This window comes from Myroides sp. C1519 (assembly GCF_038039755.1).
GTDB lineage: Bacteria > Bacteroidota > Bacteroidia > Flavobacteriales > Flavobacteriaceae > Flavobacterium > Flavobacterium phaeum_A.
In genome coordinates this window covers 80,728-96,588 of the sequence record NZ_JBBPHM010000013.1, presented here as the reverse complement: position 1 = coordinate 96,588, position 15,861 = coordinate 80,728, and the positions used below count along the sequence as shown (strand labels likewise).

The window sequence follows — 15,861 nt, the reverse complement described above, 5'->3', positions numbered from 1 at the left end:
TAGAGCAAAGGACTGAAAATCCTTGTGTCCCTGGTTCGATTCCTGGAGGCACCACAAATTTAAAACATGGTAAGCTCACTGGTGCCTTAGCTCAGTTGGTAGAGCAAAGGACTGAAAATCCTTGTGTCCCTGGTTCGATTCCTGGAGGCACCACCACTAAAAGCCGATACAGTAATGTATCGGCTTTTTTGTTTTGCTGCTTTTACATTTAATTCAAAAAAATAGATGCCAAATACAAGGTCAATTATAAGTTGTGTATATGTATAATGTTCTATAAATCTGTATGGAAATCAATCAATATCTCTATTCTTTCTTAATGGAGTTTTAAAAGCCTTTAATTAAGTTTAGGTTATAAGGGTGTTGGTAGTGGAGAAAAGGGCGTAAATATGCTTTAATTTCTTTTATTTATTATGGTATTTATATAGTTAAGTGTGTTCTATTGTAAATTACAAGTAGATTAATTTGAGGAGGAGTGAAATTAAAAAAGGCCACCCATTTTGATGAGTAGCCTTTGGTATTATTTAGTCAAAGCATTTACTTGTAAAGTTTGTCTTTTAACTTCAAATTCTAATTCTGTAATTCTTGTTTGAAGTTTTAAAAGTTTTCCTTTCCCTTTTAATTCATTGATTGGAGTTAGTTTTCCTAATGCTTTCTTTTGAGTAAATTTAATGTTCTCTGTATTAAATTTATCTTGAGCTTTATGAAGCTTAGCAGTAGTTTTTTCTAATCTCTTTTGGCTTTTAATTATATCATTTTGTTTTTTAATAGCCAGTTTTTGTTCTTTTTCTTTTTGTTTTTGAGCTTTTAATTCTGCTTTTTGTTTTTGAGCTTCAATTTTTTGTTGTTGCTTTAATTTTTTAGCAGCGTCAAGTTCGTTTTGTACCTTAAGCTCTTCAATTTTTAAATCTGTAGCAACTGCGTTTTTAGCGTGTTCTAATTCTTCAGTTGTTTGTAATTGTTGAATAGCATTGTTAGTTGTTGGAAGCTCCTTAGGTAGTTCTTGAGCAACCATTGTGCTAGTTGTAGCTGCGAAAAGTATTGCAGCTAAAAGCATCTTCTTTTTCATTTGTTTATTCGGAGTTTTATTAAGTTATTTTTTATTGTGGTCTTAATTACCACTCATTAATTTTATTGGCATCTAATTTTAAAAAGATAAAAAGTAGAACTGTGAACGCCATTAAACTTGACCCTCCATAAGAGAAGAAAGGTAATGGTACTCCAATTGTAGGGAATAAACCAATTAGCATTGTGATATTAAAAGCGAAATGTATAAAAAGAAAACAAACTACACAATAGCCATAGACTCTGTTGAAAGTTTTCTTTTGTCTTTCTGCTAAATATATTAGTCTAAAAAATAATCCTACAAATAAAATAATCACGACTGTTGCTCCTGTAAATCCCCATTCTTCACCGACTGTTGTAAAGATATAGTCAGTATGCTGCTCTGGAACAAAACCACCTTTTGTTTGTGTTCCTTCTAAAAAGCCTGTACCTGACCAACCTCCTGAACCAATAGCAATTTTTGATTGGTTTAAATTATATCCTTCAGCTTGTAAATTTACTTCTTCTCCAATTAAAACATTTATTCTGTCTTTCTGGTGAGACTCAAGAACGTTGTCATAAACGTAATCTACTGAAAGGACAAAAGTAGTCATTATTGCTGTTAAAATAATGTAAAAAACGGGGTTTCTTGTGATTTTTTTATTCAAATAAAAATGAATACTAACAGCTATAATGATTAAAGTAATAATGATTATAGGCTTAACTACAAGGGCAAGAACGAATAGAATAATAGTTATAAAACCTGTCCATAAGTACCAACTTGGCAACCCTTCTCTGTATAAAACAAAAACAAGAGATACGAATAACATTGCACTTCCTGTATCGTGTTTTAAAATAAATAAGGTAGGTATACCAACAATTGCTAAAGCTGCAATTTGCTCTTTAAATGTAGCTAAATGAGTTTGATTATCTGAGAGGTATTTGGCTAAAAGTAATGCAGTTGTAGTTTTTACAAATTCTGAGGGCTGTATACCAAAACCTCCTATTTGATACCAGTTGGTTTGTCCTTTTACAGATTTACCAAAAAAGAACAATCCAAGTATAGACAGTAGTCCTATTACATAAAATACTAACGCATATTTCTCATAAAATTTAGCGTCTATTGAGACAATCAAAATAATAAGAGGAATACACATAATTATAAACATTAATTGTCTTCCATATATTTGTTTAAGATCAAATATAGAAGTTGTCTCCGCAGGTAAAGAAGCAGAGTAAATGTTTATCCAACCAGCAAATACTAATAAAACATATATTAGTATCGTTATCCAGTCAATATTTTTTTGAACACTTACATTTTTCATTTTTTATGTGCTTTCTCTGTTGCTCTATATAATTGAAGAACTCTATCGTATTCTGATTGTAAGCTACCTTTTAACATTCTATCTTCAAGGTCTTTTCTTACAATTTCTTTTAATAAATATTTTTGAATCATTAAACTTGTTATCGGAGCCGCCCAACGATTTCCCCAGTATCCGTTTTCAATGAATACAGCAATTGCAATTTTAGGATCCTCTTTCGGAGCAAAAGCAACGAACACTGAGTGATCTGTTAATTGATAGCGTTTACCATTAATTCTGGTAAAGTTTTCAACCGTACCTGTTTTACCACACATATCTAAACCGTCAACATATACAGATCTACCTGTACCAAAATTAAACACATCATTCATTCCTTGTACAATCGGTAAGAAATGTTGTGGATCTATTGATGTTTGGTGTTTAGTAGTAAACTTATTGTCTATATCGTGATGCTCGATGTTTTTGATAATATGAGGTGTATAATAATAACCGTGATTAGCTACGGCAGCCATCATATTAGCAAGTTGCATTGGTGTTAGTATAACTTCTCCTTGTCCGATGGAATTGGAGATTGTTGTTGTACTTCTCCACCCACCATTTGGATACCATCTGTTATAATAATCAGCGTCAGGAATATGTCCTTTTCTACCTTCTGGTAAGTCATAACCTAAAAATTGACCTAAACCAAAGCTATGTAAGTGCTCACTCCATTTATTAATTCCTACTGTAGGTGATTTATATTTTTCAATAACTCGTTTATAAGCATTTGCAAAATAGGTATTACAAGACTTTGCTATTGCGGTATTTAAATTCCAATTACCTGAATCGTGGCATCCCATCCAAGCTCCTTTTCCATAATAAAAACCTCTATTACAACTAAAGGTCGTGTGAGGTGTTATTACACCTTCTTGCAATCCAATTAACGCGGTAAGTATTTTAAATGGTGAACCAGGAGAGTATTCTCCTGATAATACACGGTTATATAACGGCTTTGCTAAAGAATCATTATATAGTTTAGTGTAATTTTTGGATCTTTCTCGGCCTACAAGTAAAGATGGGTCATAACTTGGAGCATTAACAAGTGCTAATATTTCACCTGTTTTAGGTTCAATTGCTACAATTCCCCCTCTTTTATTTTGCATTAAAAGCTCTCCATAAGCTTGTAGTTCACTATCTATGGTAAGGGTGATATCTTCTCCTTTTACAGCTAAAGTATCGTATATACCATTCTTAAAAGAACCTATTTCTCTATTAAATCGGTCACGTTGTATATATCGTACGCCTTTAGTACCCCTAAGTGTTTCTTCATATTGTTGTTCAACACCTTGAATACCTATTAAGTCTCCTGATTTGTAGTATGGGTTAGCTTTAATGTTTTGCTCGTTAACTTGTCTGATATATCCGAAAATATTAGCACCGGAAGAAACTTGGTAATCTCTTAAGTTACGTTTCTGGATATAAAAACCTTTAAAGTTTCTGATTTTTTCTTGAAATGCCGCATACTCCCTTTTATTCAACTGTGGTAAGAAAATAGAAGGTAAACGTGGACTATATTTTTTTGCTTTTTCAAGCTTAGTATTAAACGTTTCTATAGATACGTCTAATAAGTTACAAAGAGCTAAAGTGTCAATGTCTTTAACTTCTCTTGGAATAACCATAATATCATAAGACGGTTGGTTTGCAATCAATAACTTACCATTACGATCGAAAACATAACCTCTTTCAGGATATTCATAGACTATTTTAAGTGCGTTATTTTCTGATTTTTTGATATATGTGTCATCTACAACTTGTAAATAAAACAGCCTTAATAAGATTACAACTGTAACAACTACAATTATAATTGGCAATAACAATTTTCTCATTTCTTAGATGGTTTAATCAAAAATAGAATTAAAATACAAGCTAATAGAGTAGTGATTGTTGTAAGTAATGTTCTATACAAGATTTCCCAAACGAAGTTAAATCTAAAAAACTCTAATCCAAATAATACAATATGATGAATAACTACAGATATAACGATATATCCCATTACTTCTAAAGAACTAAAAAGGTCTTTAGTAACTTTTTTGATAATGTTTAAGTTGTGATATTGATAACTAATACCAAAAGAAAATTTTAGTACAGAAGGTCTAAAAAAAGCAAGAATTAAGCTTGAAGCTGCGTGAATTCCTCCAGAGTTTTCAAACATATCTACCACTAAACCTAACATAAAACTTGCTATATAAAATATAGGTTTTGAGTTTTCAGAAGGGTAGAGTATTATGAAAAGTATATAGGGAAAAGGATTTATAAAACCAAACAGATCAATATTATTAAATATTAAAATCTGTGCGATTAACAACACTATAAATCGAGCAATATTTGAAAATGCAATACTATTCATTTGTAGTCTCCTCTTCAAGTTGATTAATTTCTTCTATATCTTTGTTAGTGATAACATAGATGTATCCTAAGTTCGTCATATCATTGAATAAGCGAACTGAAATGGTGAAGTAGTTTGATGTTTCATTTGTATATGCTTTATCAATTACACCAATAGGAATGTTCTCAGGGAAAATAGTTGAATCACCACCAGTAACGATAGTATCTCCTTTGTAGATCTCTGCTAATCTTGGTATATCTGATAAATGCACATATCCAGTGTTTTTACCATCCCATTCTAAAGTACCAAAGTGATTAGATCCCTTAATTTTAGCATTAATCTTAGATTTAACGTTTAAGATACTTTGTACAGTTGAATAGTTGTTTGAAGTTCTTTCAATGATACCTAAAACTCCATTACTATTAATAACGGCCATATTTTTTTCGATACCTTGCTTAGAACCACCTTTAATCGTAATGTAGTTTTCTTTTGTATTAAAGGTATTGCGGATTACTTTGGCTACAATAATAGAAAACTCTTGCCTTTCTAAAGGCATGAGTTTCTTTATTTCAACAGAATCTTGTTCTGAAGTACTATTGTATACAATTGATTTTAAAAGTGCATTTTCTAAAACAAGAGCATCATTCTCTGTTTTTAAGTGCATATATTCTTTAAAATCATTTACATTTTCATAGACATAACCAGTCACACCATTCGCTGAACTAATAAAAGAACTCTGATGAAAAGAGTGTGTTTGAATTATTAATCCGAATGATATGACTAAAAGCAGCAAAAACAGTAGCTTAGTACTGTTTTTTATAAAGAAATTGATTATTTGCTGCATAAGTTATTTTTATTTGATCAATACACTTTTGTATTTATCAAGATTTTTAATAGCTAAACCTGTTCCTCTTACTACTGCTCTTAATGGGTCTTCAGCAATGTAAACAGGTAGATCTGTTTTTTGTGAAATACGTTTGTCTAAACCTCTTAACATTGATCCACCACCTGCTAAGTAAATACCTGTATTATAGATATCAGCTGCTAATTCAGGCGGAGTTTGAGATAATGTTTCCATTACTGCATCCTCAACACGTTGAATAGACTTATCTAAGGCTTTAGCAATCTCTCTGTATGATACAGTTACTTGTTTTGGTTTACCAGTAAGTAAGTCACGACCTTGAACTAACATATCTTCAGGTGGAGTTTCTAAATCTTCTGTAGCGGCTCCTATTTGGATTTTTATTTTTTCTGCAGTACTCTCTCCAACAAATAAGTTATGTTGTGTACGCATATAATAAATGATGTCATTTGTAAATACATCACCAGCAATTTTTACTGATTTATCACAAACAATTCCTCCAAGAGCTATTACAGCAATTTCTGTTGTTCCTCCTCCGATATCAACAATCATGTTTCCTTTTGGTTGCATAATGTCAACACCAATACCTATTGCAGCAGACATAGGTTCGTGTATTAAGTAAACCTCTTTACCATTCACACGTTCACAAGATTCTTTTACAGCACGCATTTCTACTTCAGTTATACCTGAAGGGATACAAACGATCATACGTAATGCAGGCGTAAACATCTTTTTTCTTAATGAAGGGATGCTCTTGATAAAGAGGCTTATCATTTTTTCTGACGCATCAAAATCAGCAATTACACCATCTTTTAAAGGGCGGATTGTTTTGATATTACCATGTGTCTTCCCCTGCATCAAACTTGCTTCTTTCCCGACAGCAATAATTTTTCCCGTTGTTCTATCTCGGGCTACAATAGAAGGGTTGTCTACAACCACTTTTCCATCGTGTATGATTAGAGTATTCGCTGTTCCTAAGTCGATCGCGATATCCTCAGTCATAAAATCAAAAAATCCCATACAATTAAAAGGCTTTTATAGTTAATATAATTTGTGCGTTACAAAAGTAATAAATTAATGTTTAAAATGACGAATTCCTGTAAGTACCATTGCGATATTATTTTCATCACAATAATTAATACTTAAGTCGTCTTTGATAGATCCTCCTGGTTGGATTACAGCTGTTATACCTGCATTCCCCGCAATTTCTACACAATCAGGGAATGGGAAAAAGGCATCACTTGCCATTACTGCTCCTTTTAAATTAAAATCAAAAGAGTTTGCTTTTTCAATAGCTTGGCGCAATGCATCTACACGTGATGTTTGTCCTGTTCCTGAAGCGCATAATTGACCTTCTTTTACTAAAACAATTGTATTTGATTTAGTGTGCTTACAAATTTTAGAAGCAAATAGTAAATCATCTATTTCTTTAGTAGAAGGTGATAATTTAGTAACGGTTTTCAAGATGTCTTTATTGTCTGTTACATTATCTTTATCTTGAACTAAAATACCGTTTAAACAAGTACGAACTTGTTTTGTAGGTAGTTTTACGTCGTTTAAAACTAAAATAATTCTATTTTTCTTTTCTTGTAAAATTTCTATTGCTTCTACATCAAATGATGGAGCAATTACTACTTCACAGAATAATTTGTTGATTTCTTTTGCTGTTTCTACATCTATTTTGTCATTAGCAATCAAAACACCTCCAAAAGCAGATGTTGGATCTCCTGCTAAAGCATCAAGATATGCTTGTTTCATTGTAGGTCTTTGAGCTACACCACAAGCATTATTGTGTTTTAAAATAGCGAATGTTGGTAATCCTCCTTTAAATTCGTTCATTAAATTAACAGCAGCATCAACGTCTAATAAATTGTTGTAAGACAATTCTTTTCCGTGTAATTTTTGAAATAATTCGTCGAAATTACCAAAGAAGTGTCCTTTTTGATGTGGGTTTTCTCCATATCTCAATTCGTTACCATTGTCAATACTGATTTTTAATGTAGTTTCTTCTGCATTAAAATAATTGAAAATAGCACTGTCATAGTGAGAAGAAACGTGGAATGCTTTAGTTGCTAATAATCTTCTTTCTGCAAGACTCGTTCCTCCATTGTTGTTTTGTAACATTTGTAAAAACAAATCATACTCTGTTACAGAGGCAACAATTACTGTATCTTTAAAATTCTTAGCAGCAGCTCTAATTAAAGAAATACCACCAATATCAATTTTTTCTATAATATCTGCTTCTACAGCTCCAGAAGCCACAGTTTTTTCAAATGGATATAAGTCTACAATCACTAAGTCTATTTGTGGAATATCAAACTCTTTCATTTGAGCGATATCTCCTTCGTGATCTTGTCTGTTTAATATTCCACCAAATACTTTTGGGTGTAACGTTTTTACTCTTCCTCCTAATATTGAAGGATAAGATGTTACGTCTTCTACTGGAACTACAGGAATACCTAATTCTTTAATAAAAGTTTCTGTTCCTCCTGTTGAGTAAATAGTTACATTGTGCTTGTGTAACTCTTTAACAATCGGTTCTAAACCGTTCTTATCAAAAACGGAAATCAATGCCGATTGAATTTTTTTAGTTGTGTTCATGTTGTGTGTGTGTGTTTTAGTAAAAAGCAAAAGTAACCATTGTAAGTCTATTAATCAAAGTTTAATCTGCAACTTTTTGACTATTATTTTTCTTTTTTTGCAATAATGTTTAATTTAGAAGGATGTATGTTTTTTTGGGATGTACAGAACTAACCGTCGTCTTATTTATATGGCGTATTAACAATGTTTTTAGTAAGTTATGGTGTTGTATTTAAGATTGATTTTAGGGAGTTTTAGTTTTGCTTGGGCTGCTTTGATAACTAACAAGTTAAGGACTTTATTATCTCTATTAGGGGTTACGGTTGGTATATTCTCAATCATTGCTGTTCTTGCTGCTGTAGATTCGATGGATAAAAATATAAAGTCTGAATTAAGTGGACTCGACCGAAGTATGATGTACGTTTTTAATCATTCTTTTGGACCAACGGATGTTCCTAAATGGAAGATCGATAGGTTTCCCAAGGTTACTTATGAAGAGTATGATTATTTAAAGAGAAATTTAAAGGAAGTAGAGTTTATATCTTATAGTGTTTTTACGCGTGGTGAGAATATTAAATTTGGAGCTAACGTAGTTGAAAGTGTAAACGTGAAGCCTTGCACCTCTGAAATGGAGTTTTTAGACAATGTAAAAATAGGTAATGGTCGTTTTTTTAATGAGGCAGAATCTACAAAAGGAGCTGCAGTTGTAGTTCTTGGTTATGAAATAGCAAATACTTTGTTTAAAAATTATGATCCAATAGGTAAGTCAGTGCGTTTTTATGGACGTAATTTTCGTGTTGTTGGTGTTGTAAACAAACAAGGTAAAGCACTTGGAGGAAGCCACGATGAAACGGTGTTTTTTCCTGTGAATTTCTTACGTCAGCTTTATGGGGATACAAATATAAAGGGTACTCCTGCTATAGTCCTAAAGCCTTTTAAAGGAAGTGATATCAAACAATTTGAAGAGGAAATAGCTTCTAAGTTGCGAATGTTTCGTGGTATTAAAGTAAGCGAGGAGAATAACTTCTTTATTAATGTCTTTGGGGGGATGTTGGATATGATTGACGAAATTGTAGGGAAGATGAATGTGGTTGGTTGGGTTATAAGTGGCTTCTCTTTATTAGTGGGTGGTTTTGGAATTGCTAATATTATGTTTGTTTCTGTAAAGGAAAGGACACACTTAATAGGTGTTCAAAAAGCAATAGGAGCGAAGAGTAGGTTTATTATGTTTCAGTTTCTTTTTGAAGCTGTGATATTGGCTTTGATTGGTGGTGTAGTAGGTTTGTTTTTAGTTTGGGGAATAGCATTGCTTATCAATAGCTTTTCCGATTTTAAGTTTGTGTTGAGCTTTTACAATATTGTAATTGGATTATTCTTATCTGGAATAATTGGTTTAATATCAGGTTTATTGCCAGCTCGTTCAGCGGCTAAATTAGATCCTGTTGAGGCAATTAGAATGGGAGGGTAGTATAAAATATATAAAAAGTAAAAAGGGCTAATTCCATCTGGAATTAGCCCTTTTTTATAATAACGAGTATATTATCTCATTGCTCTGTTAAGAATTAAATCTAAATATTGATTTACATTCTTTTTAAGATCTCTTCTGTGAGTGATGAAATCCAAGAATCCGTGTTCTAATAAGAATTCAGATGTTTGGAATCCTTCTGGTAAATCTTTACCAGTTGTATCTTTCACAATACGAGGACCTGCAAATCCAATTAATGCACCAGGTTCAGCGATATTAATATCTCCTAACATTGCAAAAGATGCAGAAATACCACCTGTTGTAGGGTCAGTACACAATGAAATGTACGGGATTTTAGCATCGCTCAATTGAGCTAATTTTGCAGAAGTTTTTGCCATTTGCATTAATGAAAAACCTGCTTCCATCATACGTGCTCCTCCTGATTTTGAAATCATTAAGAAAGGTATGTTGTTTTTTAAAGAGTAGTCAATTCCACGTGCAATTTTCTCTCCTACTACAGATCCCATAGAACCTCCAATAAAAGCAAAATCCATAGCAGCAACTACTAATTTTTCTCCTTTTGATTTACCAACAGCAACTCTAACAGCATCTTTCAATTGCGTTTTAGCCATTGCTTCTTTTAAACGATCTACATACTTTTTAGTATCTTCAAATTTTAAAATATCTTTTGAAGAAAGGCTTTTGGCTATTTCTTTGTAGTCGTTGTTGTCAAAAAGAATTTCAAAATATTCTTTACTACCAATACGAACGTGATATCCATCCTCTGGACTTACCCATAAATTATGTGCTAATTCATCAGAATCAATAATTTTTCCAGTAGGTGATTTATACCATAAACCTTTAGGAATATCTTTTTTGTTTTCTGTTGGTGTCTGAATTCCTTTTTCTTTTCTTTTAAACCAAGCCATAAAATGTTTGTTTTGTTTATACTATGTTTTTAAACAAAGAGTCAGACTATAAGGTGTTAACGTTGTTTAAGTCTTTAAAAGCTTCTTCTAAACGAGCGTTAAAAGTCAATTCTCCTTGTCTTACCCAAGCACGAGGATCGTAGTACTTTTTATTCGGTACATCTGCTCCTTCTGGGTTTCCTATTTGAGTTTTTAAATAGTCAATTTTTGATACCATATAGTCTCTTACACCTTCTGTATATGCAAACTGAAGGTCAGTGTCTATATTCATTTTTATTACACCATAAGAAATAGCTTCTCTAATTTCTTCTAATGTAGAACCTGATCCTCCGTGGAAAACAAAATCAACAGGGTTGTGCGCTAAATTATATTTTTTAGCAACATACTCTTGAGAATTTTTTAAAATTACAGGAGTAAGTTTTACGTTTCCTGGTTTATAAACACCGTGAACGTTTCCAAAAGCAGCTGCAATTGTAAATCTATGACTTACTTTTGATAATTCTTCATATGCATATGCTACTTCTTCTGGTTGAGTGTATAATCTTGAAGTATCAACATCACTATTGTCAACTCCATCTTCTTCTCCTCCAGTAATTCCTAATTCAATTTCTAATGTCATACCAAGTTTTTCCATTCTTGCTAAGTACTTTTTAGAAATTTCAATATTTTCTTCAATTGATTCTTCTGATAAATCAATCATATGTGAACTGAAAAGAGGTTTACCGAATTGTTTCATAAACTCTTCACCAGCATCTAATAACCCATCAATCCAAGGTAATAATTTTTTAGCACAATGGTCTGTATGTAAAATTACAGGTACACCATAAGCTTCTGCTAAAGTATGAACGTGTTTAGCTCCAGCAACAGCTCCAATAATAGCAGCTTTTTGGTTTTCATTTGAAAGACCTTTTCCAGCCATAAATGCAGCACCTCCATTAGAGAACTGAATTATTACAGGTGAGTTTAACTTAGCTGCAGTTTCTAATACTCCATTAATAGTACTTGAACTTGTTACGTTTACCGCTGGTAACGCAAATCCTTTTTCTTTAGCGTATTTAAAAATCTCTTGCACTTGGTCTCCAAATGCAACCCCTGGTTTAATATTATGTGCCATAGTCGTGTTGTTTTTTTATTTTACAAAAATACTAATTATTATTTGATTAGAATGGATAATTAATTCCAACATTTAGAACCGATTCTTTTAGGCTAAACTCTTTAAACCACTTGCGATCTGATTCTATGGATGGATTGTATGTTTTAAATCCAAAGTCTAATCGGAATACAAAGAAACTAAAATCATAGCGAATTCCAAATCCTGATGCTACTGCAAAATCTTTTAAGGATGATATCCCATTAAATGTATATTCTTCTTGTTCTACATCATCAAAAACGTTCCATACATTCGATGCGTCTACAAACAGTGCACCATACCATTTTCCTGCTACATTGAATCTATATTCTGTACTGAAAAATAGTTTCATATTAGCTTCATTGAAATCGTTAATTCCGCCACTTCGCCCTGGACCAAGTCTATAGGATTGCCATCCTCTGTTGTCATTTGATCCTCCTGAAAAGTAACTACGTGTAAAGGGAATCGAATTGGAGTTACCATACGGAACGGCTAATCCTCCAAATAAACGCATTGCTATTACTTTTTTATGTCCTAAATCCCAATATTTAACGAAGTCTACTTCTGTTTTTACATATTGAGAGAACTCTACATCTAAGATTGTTTTCTTACCTGTAGGGCCTACTTTAGAACTGGCACTTTTCATAATAACGTCCATTAATCCACCAGCCGATTCTACTTTTGCTTTTAGTGTATAGAAGTTGTTGTCAGCAATATTAGTACGTGTTGTGTTAGTAAATGTAACGTTAGAGGCAATGATAAGGTTGTTTTCTGATAGACGAATTCTTCTTTCTTCAATACTCCTAATTTCTCTATAATCTTGTTGATTAATGCTTAGAGGATTGTCTGGGCTTAATGCTTCACTAATGAAGTGATTAGCCCCTCCTTCAGAGATTGTAAGGTTGCCGTTTTGGTCAACGTAATCTGGATTGACATTTTCATATTCTTTAGAAATGTCATTTAGTCTTTTATAGGATGATTTATATACACTAAAATAGTTTTGCGGATTGGTATTTCTAACATATTGTATATTGGCTAAGTCAACGCTAAAAGAGTTTTTTCTTGATGGATACCAGCTATAGTTAATAATACCATTAAAGTTGTTTTTATCCAGCCCAATATTTCTTTGTTGTGAATGACCAAAACTCATAGAAGTTGTAGGCAACATTGTTTTAGGAATCACTTTTTCTGTTTTGATAGGGAATAATAATCTTGGAAAAGTTAACTTAATGTCTCCACCATATTCTGTAACATTGAAGAAAACGTTATTAGGATTGTTCATTTGTCTTGATGAACCTAATGCTCCTTTTAAATTTATCTCTAAAAGTTCTGCCCCTCTAAATACGTTTCTAAATAAAAGTCCAACACTTCCTCCAATACCAAAGTCTTGTATATTTGAGTGTGTGATATCTAACGAAGGGTTGAAAGTCATTTTTTTTCTTGAAGTCAAATAGATGTTACTGATTAATGATTGTCCAGTAGAATCTCTTTGGTCTTCAATGTATTCAATTACAGGATAATTAAATGTACGCAAGTTACTAATCGAACGGGAAGTAAGCATACGTCTTTGGTCACTAAAAGTACTTCCTTTTGTGATAAATATAGCGTCTGTTAAGGCTTTCGGTTTGTATTGTAGTTTGGTCGAACTATAAATATTAAAATTGTTATAATGTACACTGTCTAATACATACTCTTTGTTTTTAGAGCTATTGTCAGTGTAAATATTGACATCACTTATTTTGTAAATATTAAAAGGTACTTGAATAAGCGTATCTCCCGATTTTACTGTTCTCGGGTCAATGATCATTTCAATATTAGCTTTGTTTTTTTTCTGTAAAACGGTGTCTACTTCATAGCGAATATTTAATTCTTGAAAATGATAAGCACCATTGTCTCTAAATTCAGCAGTTATCCTTTTACGTTCATCTTCAAAATTTTGAACATCAAAAACGGTATTAGTTTTTATCTTGCTCTTTGATTTCGATCTTTCGTATATTTCTTCTAAAGGTTTTGTTGTAATATCAGTACTAATACTATCTATATAGTAAGGAAGTCCAGTATTAATAGTATATGTGTTTTTTACTTTCTTTACGCCAACGCTATCAACCTTATTAACTACTGTACGGTCAAAGTATCCTTTGTTAAAGTAGTAATTTGATAAGCGAGCGATTGATTTAGTTGTTCTTAAAGAATCAAGTAAGACAGGTGCTTCTCCTGTTTTAATAAGAAAGTTGTTAATACCTGAAATTACAAATGATTCACCCAATCTATTCACTTGTTTTTTTGACAAGATAGCTTCTAATGTTTTATTTGTCCCTGGATGTTCTTTTAGCCATTGATGGTACAATGAGTCAGCATTTGGCTTTGCAAGATTATATAAGGCTAATCTCAACCTGAAATTAGTCATTGGTAACGAACTATTCGGGTGTTGATACAATTGATTAATTATATCTTCTTTTGTCGTTTTTTTACCATTTTCAATAATGATATTATCCATTAACAAAGCTTGGTTCTCAGGAACGCGCTTCGTGATTGAGCAAGAAAAAAAACTTATGCTCATTAATAGAATTAGTAGTATTTTTGGGAAATATTTGCTCAAAGTAGTAATGTCAATTATCAGTCAAAAATACATTTTTTTATGGTTACGAAAAACCAAATCAAATTAATTAAGAGTTTACATCAGAAAAAATATAGAAAAGAACACCAACTTTTTATAACAGAAGGGGTTAAAGTGATAGGTGAATTGCTAAAATCGTCTTTAGTTCTTGAGCATATTTATTGTACAGAGGAATTAAACTTTGAAGTTTCTTCTTCAATGGTTTCTCTTGTGAGTAAAGATGATATGAAAAAGATGTCTGCTTTAACGACTAACTCTAATTGTTTGGCTGTATTTCATTGTGCTAAAGAAGAGGAAGTTAACTATGATGATATTGTAGTAGCTCTTGATAATATACGAGATCCAGGTAACTTAGGTACTATTATTCGCCTATGTGATTGGTTTGGTATTCGTCATATTATTTGTACAAGTGAAACAGTTGATGTTTATAATCCAAAGGTGGTACAAGCAACAATGGGGTCTATGGTCAGAGTAAATTTAGTTTACGGCGATTTAGAGCAGATGATTAAAGATGTGCCGGATGTTCCTGTTTACGGAACGTTTATGGACGGAGAAAGTATTTATAAACAGGAGTTTGTAAATAAAGGAATAATCGTAATGGGAAATGAAGCTAATGGAATTTCTGAAACAATAGAATCATTAGTAACACAAAAAATAGCAATTCCTCGCTTTGGATCATTGCAACAAACCGAAAGTTTAAATGTTGCAATGGCAGCGTCTATAGTTATAAATGAGTTTCGTAGAATTAACTTCTAATGGAAGGTAAAGTTTACGAATAATCCTCTTGTTTTCATAGAGGTAATATCTCCAGTCCAAGGACTGTTTTTATTATCTCTTTTTAATTCATCACCAATTCCAAATACTCCACGAACAGAAGGTGAAAACTTAAAGTATTCAAAGTAAATATCGATACCAACTCCTAATTCATAATTAGCAGTCCAGTTTTTCATTCTCCACATACCTTCAAAGTTATCAGAGTCAGATTTGTGATTGCTACTTAGGTTTAAATCTAAAGAAGCACCACCCAGTACATAAGGTTTAATATTTCCAATTCGCTTAGAAGAGAACTTCAAAAGTAATGGAAAGTGAATATAAGTTGAACTAACACTTTTAACTGAAGTATTGTTCAATTCATTAGTTGAAGGGTTTGCAATACCTTGTGAATGGAAATATTCATTGATAATGGCAGAAGGGTATCTTAATTCTCGTTTGGTATAATATAGACCTGGTTCAAAACGCAAGTCTATATATTCCATAATTCTTAAGTTACCAACCAATCCTACATTAAATCCAATGTTAGATGTAACTTGAATTTCTGTATAATCACTTGGTGTACCTTGTTTTTCTTCATATTCTTGAAGCTTGTCATAAAAGTTCTTGTCGTAATTAAACTTAAAGTCATAAGAGTTGAATCCTAAGTAATATCCCCAATGAACACGTTGTTTGTCCCAGTCAGGTTTATTGATAATAGGATTTCTTCCAAAGACCCATTGCCCAAAAGAATTTGAGCTTGTAAGTAAGACAATGATTATGACAAGTAGTTTTTTCATA

General features: G+C 32.2%; 13 protein-coding genes and 1 tRNA gene. 3 read left to right on the top strand and 11 right to left on the bottom strand.

Annotation, left to right across the window (positions count from 1 at the left end; genetic code table 11):
• Nucleotides 1-80 precede the first annotated feature (80 nt).
• Nucleotides 81-156: transfer RNA gene (locus AABL81_RS09045), tRNA-Phe, on the top strand.
• 361 nt (nucleotides 157-517) lie between these two features.
• On the opposite strand, the gene AABL81_RS09040 is transcribed toward AABL81_RS09045, so the two are convergent.
• The 7 genes from AABL81_RS09040 to purH are packed head-to-tail and all read right to left on the bottom strand — an operon-like array spanning nucleotide 518 to nucleotide 8,191.
• On the bottom strand, nucleotides 518-1,066 hold the full coding sequence (locus AABL81_RS09040) for a hypothetical protein (RefSeq protein ID WP_233269326.1): 549 nt from the start codon (nucleotides 1,064-1,066) through the stop codon (nucleotides 518-520).
• Nucleotides 1,067-1,112: 46 nt separating this feature from the next.
• Entirely contained in the window at nucleotides 1,113-2,366 is a 1,254-nt protein-coding gene (rodA, locus tag AABL81_RS09035) for a rod shape-determining protein RodA (protein WP_158210166.1), read from the bottom strand.
• Complete coding sequence (gene mrdA, locus AABL81_RS09030; protein WP_158210167.1) at nucleotides 2,363-4,228, bottom strand: penicillin-binding protein 2; 1,866 nt, start codon at nucleotides 4,226-4,228, stop codon at nucleotides 2,363-2,365. Before mrdA ends, rodA begins: the two co-directional genes overlap by 4 nt.
• Entirely contained in the window at nucleotides 4,225-4,749 is a 525-nt protein-coding gene (locus AABL81_RS09025) for a rod shape-determining protein MreD (protein WP_158210168.1), read from the bottom strand. The genes mrdA and AABL81_RS09025 overlap by 4 nt, the downstream gene beginning before the upstream one ends.
• The gene (gene mreC, locus AABL81_RS09020) at nucleotides 4,742-5,572 is read right to left on the bottom strand and encodes a rod shape-determining protein MreC (protein ID WP_158210169.1); all 831 of its coding nucleotides are present in this window, start codon (nucleotides 5,570-5,572) and stop codon (nucleotides 4,742-4,744) included. Before mreC ends, AABL81_RS09025 begins: the two co-directional genes overlap by 8 nt.
• 9 nt (nucleotides 5,573-5,581) lie before the next feature.
• On the bottom strand, nucleotides 5,582-6,610 hold the full coding sequence (locus AABL81_RS09015) for a rod shape-determining protein (protein WP_090408887.1): 1,029 nt from the start codon (nucleotides 6,608-6,610) through the stop codon (nucleotides 5,582-5,584).
• A gap of 54 nt (nucleotides 6,611-6,664) precedes the next feature.
• Complete coding sequence (gene purH, locus AABL81_RS09010) at nucleotides 6,665-8,191, bottom strand: bifunctional phosphoribosylaminoimidazolecarboxamide formyltransferase/IMP cyclohydrolase (protein WP_158210170.1); 1,527 nt, start codon at nucleotides 8,189-8,191, stop codon at nucleotides 6,665-6,667.
• Between the two features lie 199 nt (nucleotides 8,192-8,390).
• On the opposite strand from purH, the gene AABL81_RS09005 reads away from it, so the two are divergent.
• Complete coding sequence (locus AABL81_RS09005) at nucleotides 8,391-9,638, top strand: ABC transporter permease (protein ID WP_341340855.1); 1,248 nt, start codon at nucleotides 8,391-8,393, stop codon at nucleotides 9,636-9,638.
• A gap of 71 nt (nucleotides 9,639-9,709) precedes the next feature.
• On the opposite strand, the gene accD is transcribed toward AABL81_RS09005, so the two are convergent.
• The 3 genes from accD to tamL are packed head-to-tail and all read right to left on the bottom strand — an operon-like array spanning nucleotide 9,710 to nucleotide 14,253.
• Nucleotides 9,710-10,564: an acetyl-CoA carboxylase, carboxyltransferase subunit beta gene (gene accD / locus AABL81_RS09000; protein WP_158210172.1), complete on the bottom strand. Its 855-nt coding sequence runs from the start codon at nucleotides 10,562-10,564 to the stop codon at nucleotides 9,710-9,712.
• 46 nt (nucleotides 10,565-10,610) lie between these two features.
• Nucleotides 10,611-11,678 (bottom strand): class II fructose-bisphosphate aldolase, encoded by a 1,068-nt coding sequence (fbaA, locus tag AABL81_RS08995; RefSeq protein ID WP_090408899.1) that lies wholly within the window; start codon nucleotides 11,676-11,678, stop codon nucleotides 10,611-10,613.
• 46 nt (nucleotides 11,679-11,724) lie between these two features.
• Nucleotides 11,725-14,253, bottom strand: coding sequence for a translocation and assembly module lipoprotein TamL (gene tamL / locus AABL81_RS08990; RefSeq protein WP_341340854.1), 2,529 nt, complete (start codon nucleotides 14,251-14,253; stop codon nucleotides 11,725-11,727).
• Nucleotides 14,254-14,331: 78 nt separating this feature from the next.
• Between tamL and AABL81_RS08985 the strand changes: the two genes are divergently transcribed.
• Nucleotides 14,332-15,066 (top strand): TrmH family RNA methyltransferase, encoded by a 735-nt coding sequence (locus tag AABL81_RS08985; RefSeq protein ID WP_341340853.1) that lies wholly within the window; start codon nucleotides 14,332-14,334, stop codon nucleotides 15,064-15,066.
• On the opposite strand, the gene porT is transcribed toward AABL81_RS08985, so the two are convergent.
• Nucleotides 15,063-15,860, bottom strand: coding sequence for a type IX secretion/gliding motility protein PorT/SprT (gene porT / locus AABL81_RS08980; RefSeq protein WP_158210175.1), 798 nt, complete (start codon nucleotides 15,858-15,860; stop codon nucleotides 15,063-15,065). The two genes, AABL81_RS08985 and porT, sit on opposite strands and share 4 nt — an antisense overlap.
• Nucleotide 15,861 lies beyond the last annotated feature (1 nt).

Bases quoted from the DNA above. Each gene is read 5' to 3' on its own strand.
- AABL81_RS09040 (WP_233269326.1), bottom strand. From the start codon at position 1,066: ATGAAAAAGAAGATGCTTTTAGCTGCAATACTTTTCGCAGCTACAACT.
- rodA (WP_158210166.1), bottom strand. From the start codon at position 2,366: ATGAAAAATGTAAGTGTTCAAAAAAATATTGACTGGATAACGATACTA.
- mrdA (WP_158210167.1), bottom strand. From the start codon at position 4,228: ATGAGAAAATTGTTATTGCCAATTATAATTGTAGTTGTTACAGTTGTA.
- AABL81_RS09025 (WP_158210168.1), bottom strand. From the start codon at position 4,749: ATGAATAGTATTGCATTTTCAAATATTGCTCGATTTATAGTGTTGTTA.
- mreC (WP_158210169.1), bottom strand. From the start codon at position 5,572: ATGCAGCAAATAATCAATTTCTTTATAAAAAACAGTACTAAGCTACTG.
- AABL81_RS09015 (WP_090408887.1), bottom strand. From the start codon at position 6,610: ATGGGATTTTTTGATTTTATGACTGAGGATATCGCGATCGACTTAGGA.
- purH (WP_158210170.1), bottom strand. From the start codon at position 8,191: ATGAACACAACTAAAAAAATTCAATCGGCATTGATTTCCGTTTTTGAT.
- AABL81_RS09005 (WP_341340855.1), top strand. From the start codon at position 8,391: ATGGTGTTGTATTTAAGATTGATTTTAGGGAGTTTTAGTTTTGCTTGG.
- accD (WP_158210172.1), bottom strand. From the start codon at position 10,564: ATGGCTTGGTTTAAAAGAAAAGAAAAAGGAATTCAGACACCAACAGAA.
- fbaA (WP_090408899.1), bottom strand. From the start codon at position 11,678: ATGGCACATAATATTAAACCAGGGGTTGCATTTGGAGACCAAGTGCAA.
- tamL (WP_341340854.1), bottom strand. From the start codon at position 14,253: ATGAGCATAAGTTTTTTTTCTTGCTCAATCACGAAGCGCGTTCCTGAG.
- AABL81_RS08985 (WP_341340853.1), top strand. From the start codon at position 14,332: ATGGTTACGAAAAACCAAATCAAATTAATTAAGAGTTTACATCAGAAA.
- porT (WP_158210175.1), bottom strand. From the start codon at position 15,860: ATGAAAAAACTACTTGTCATAATCATTGTCTTACTTACAAGCTCAAAT.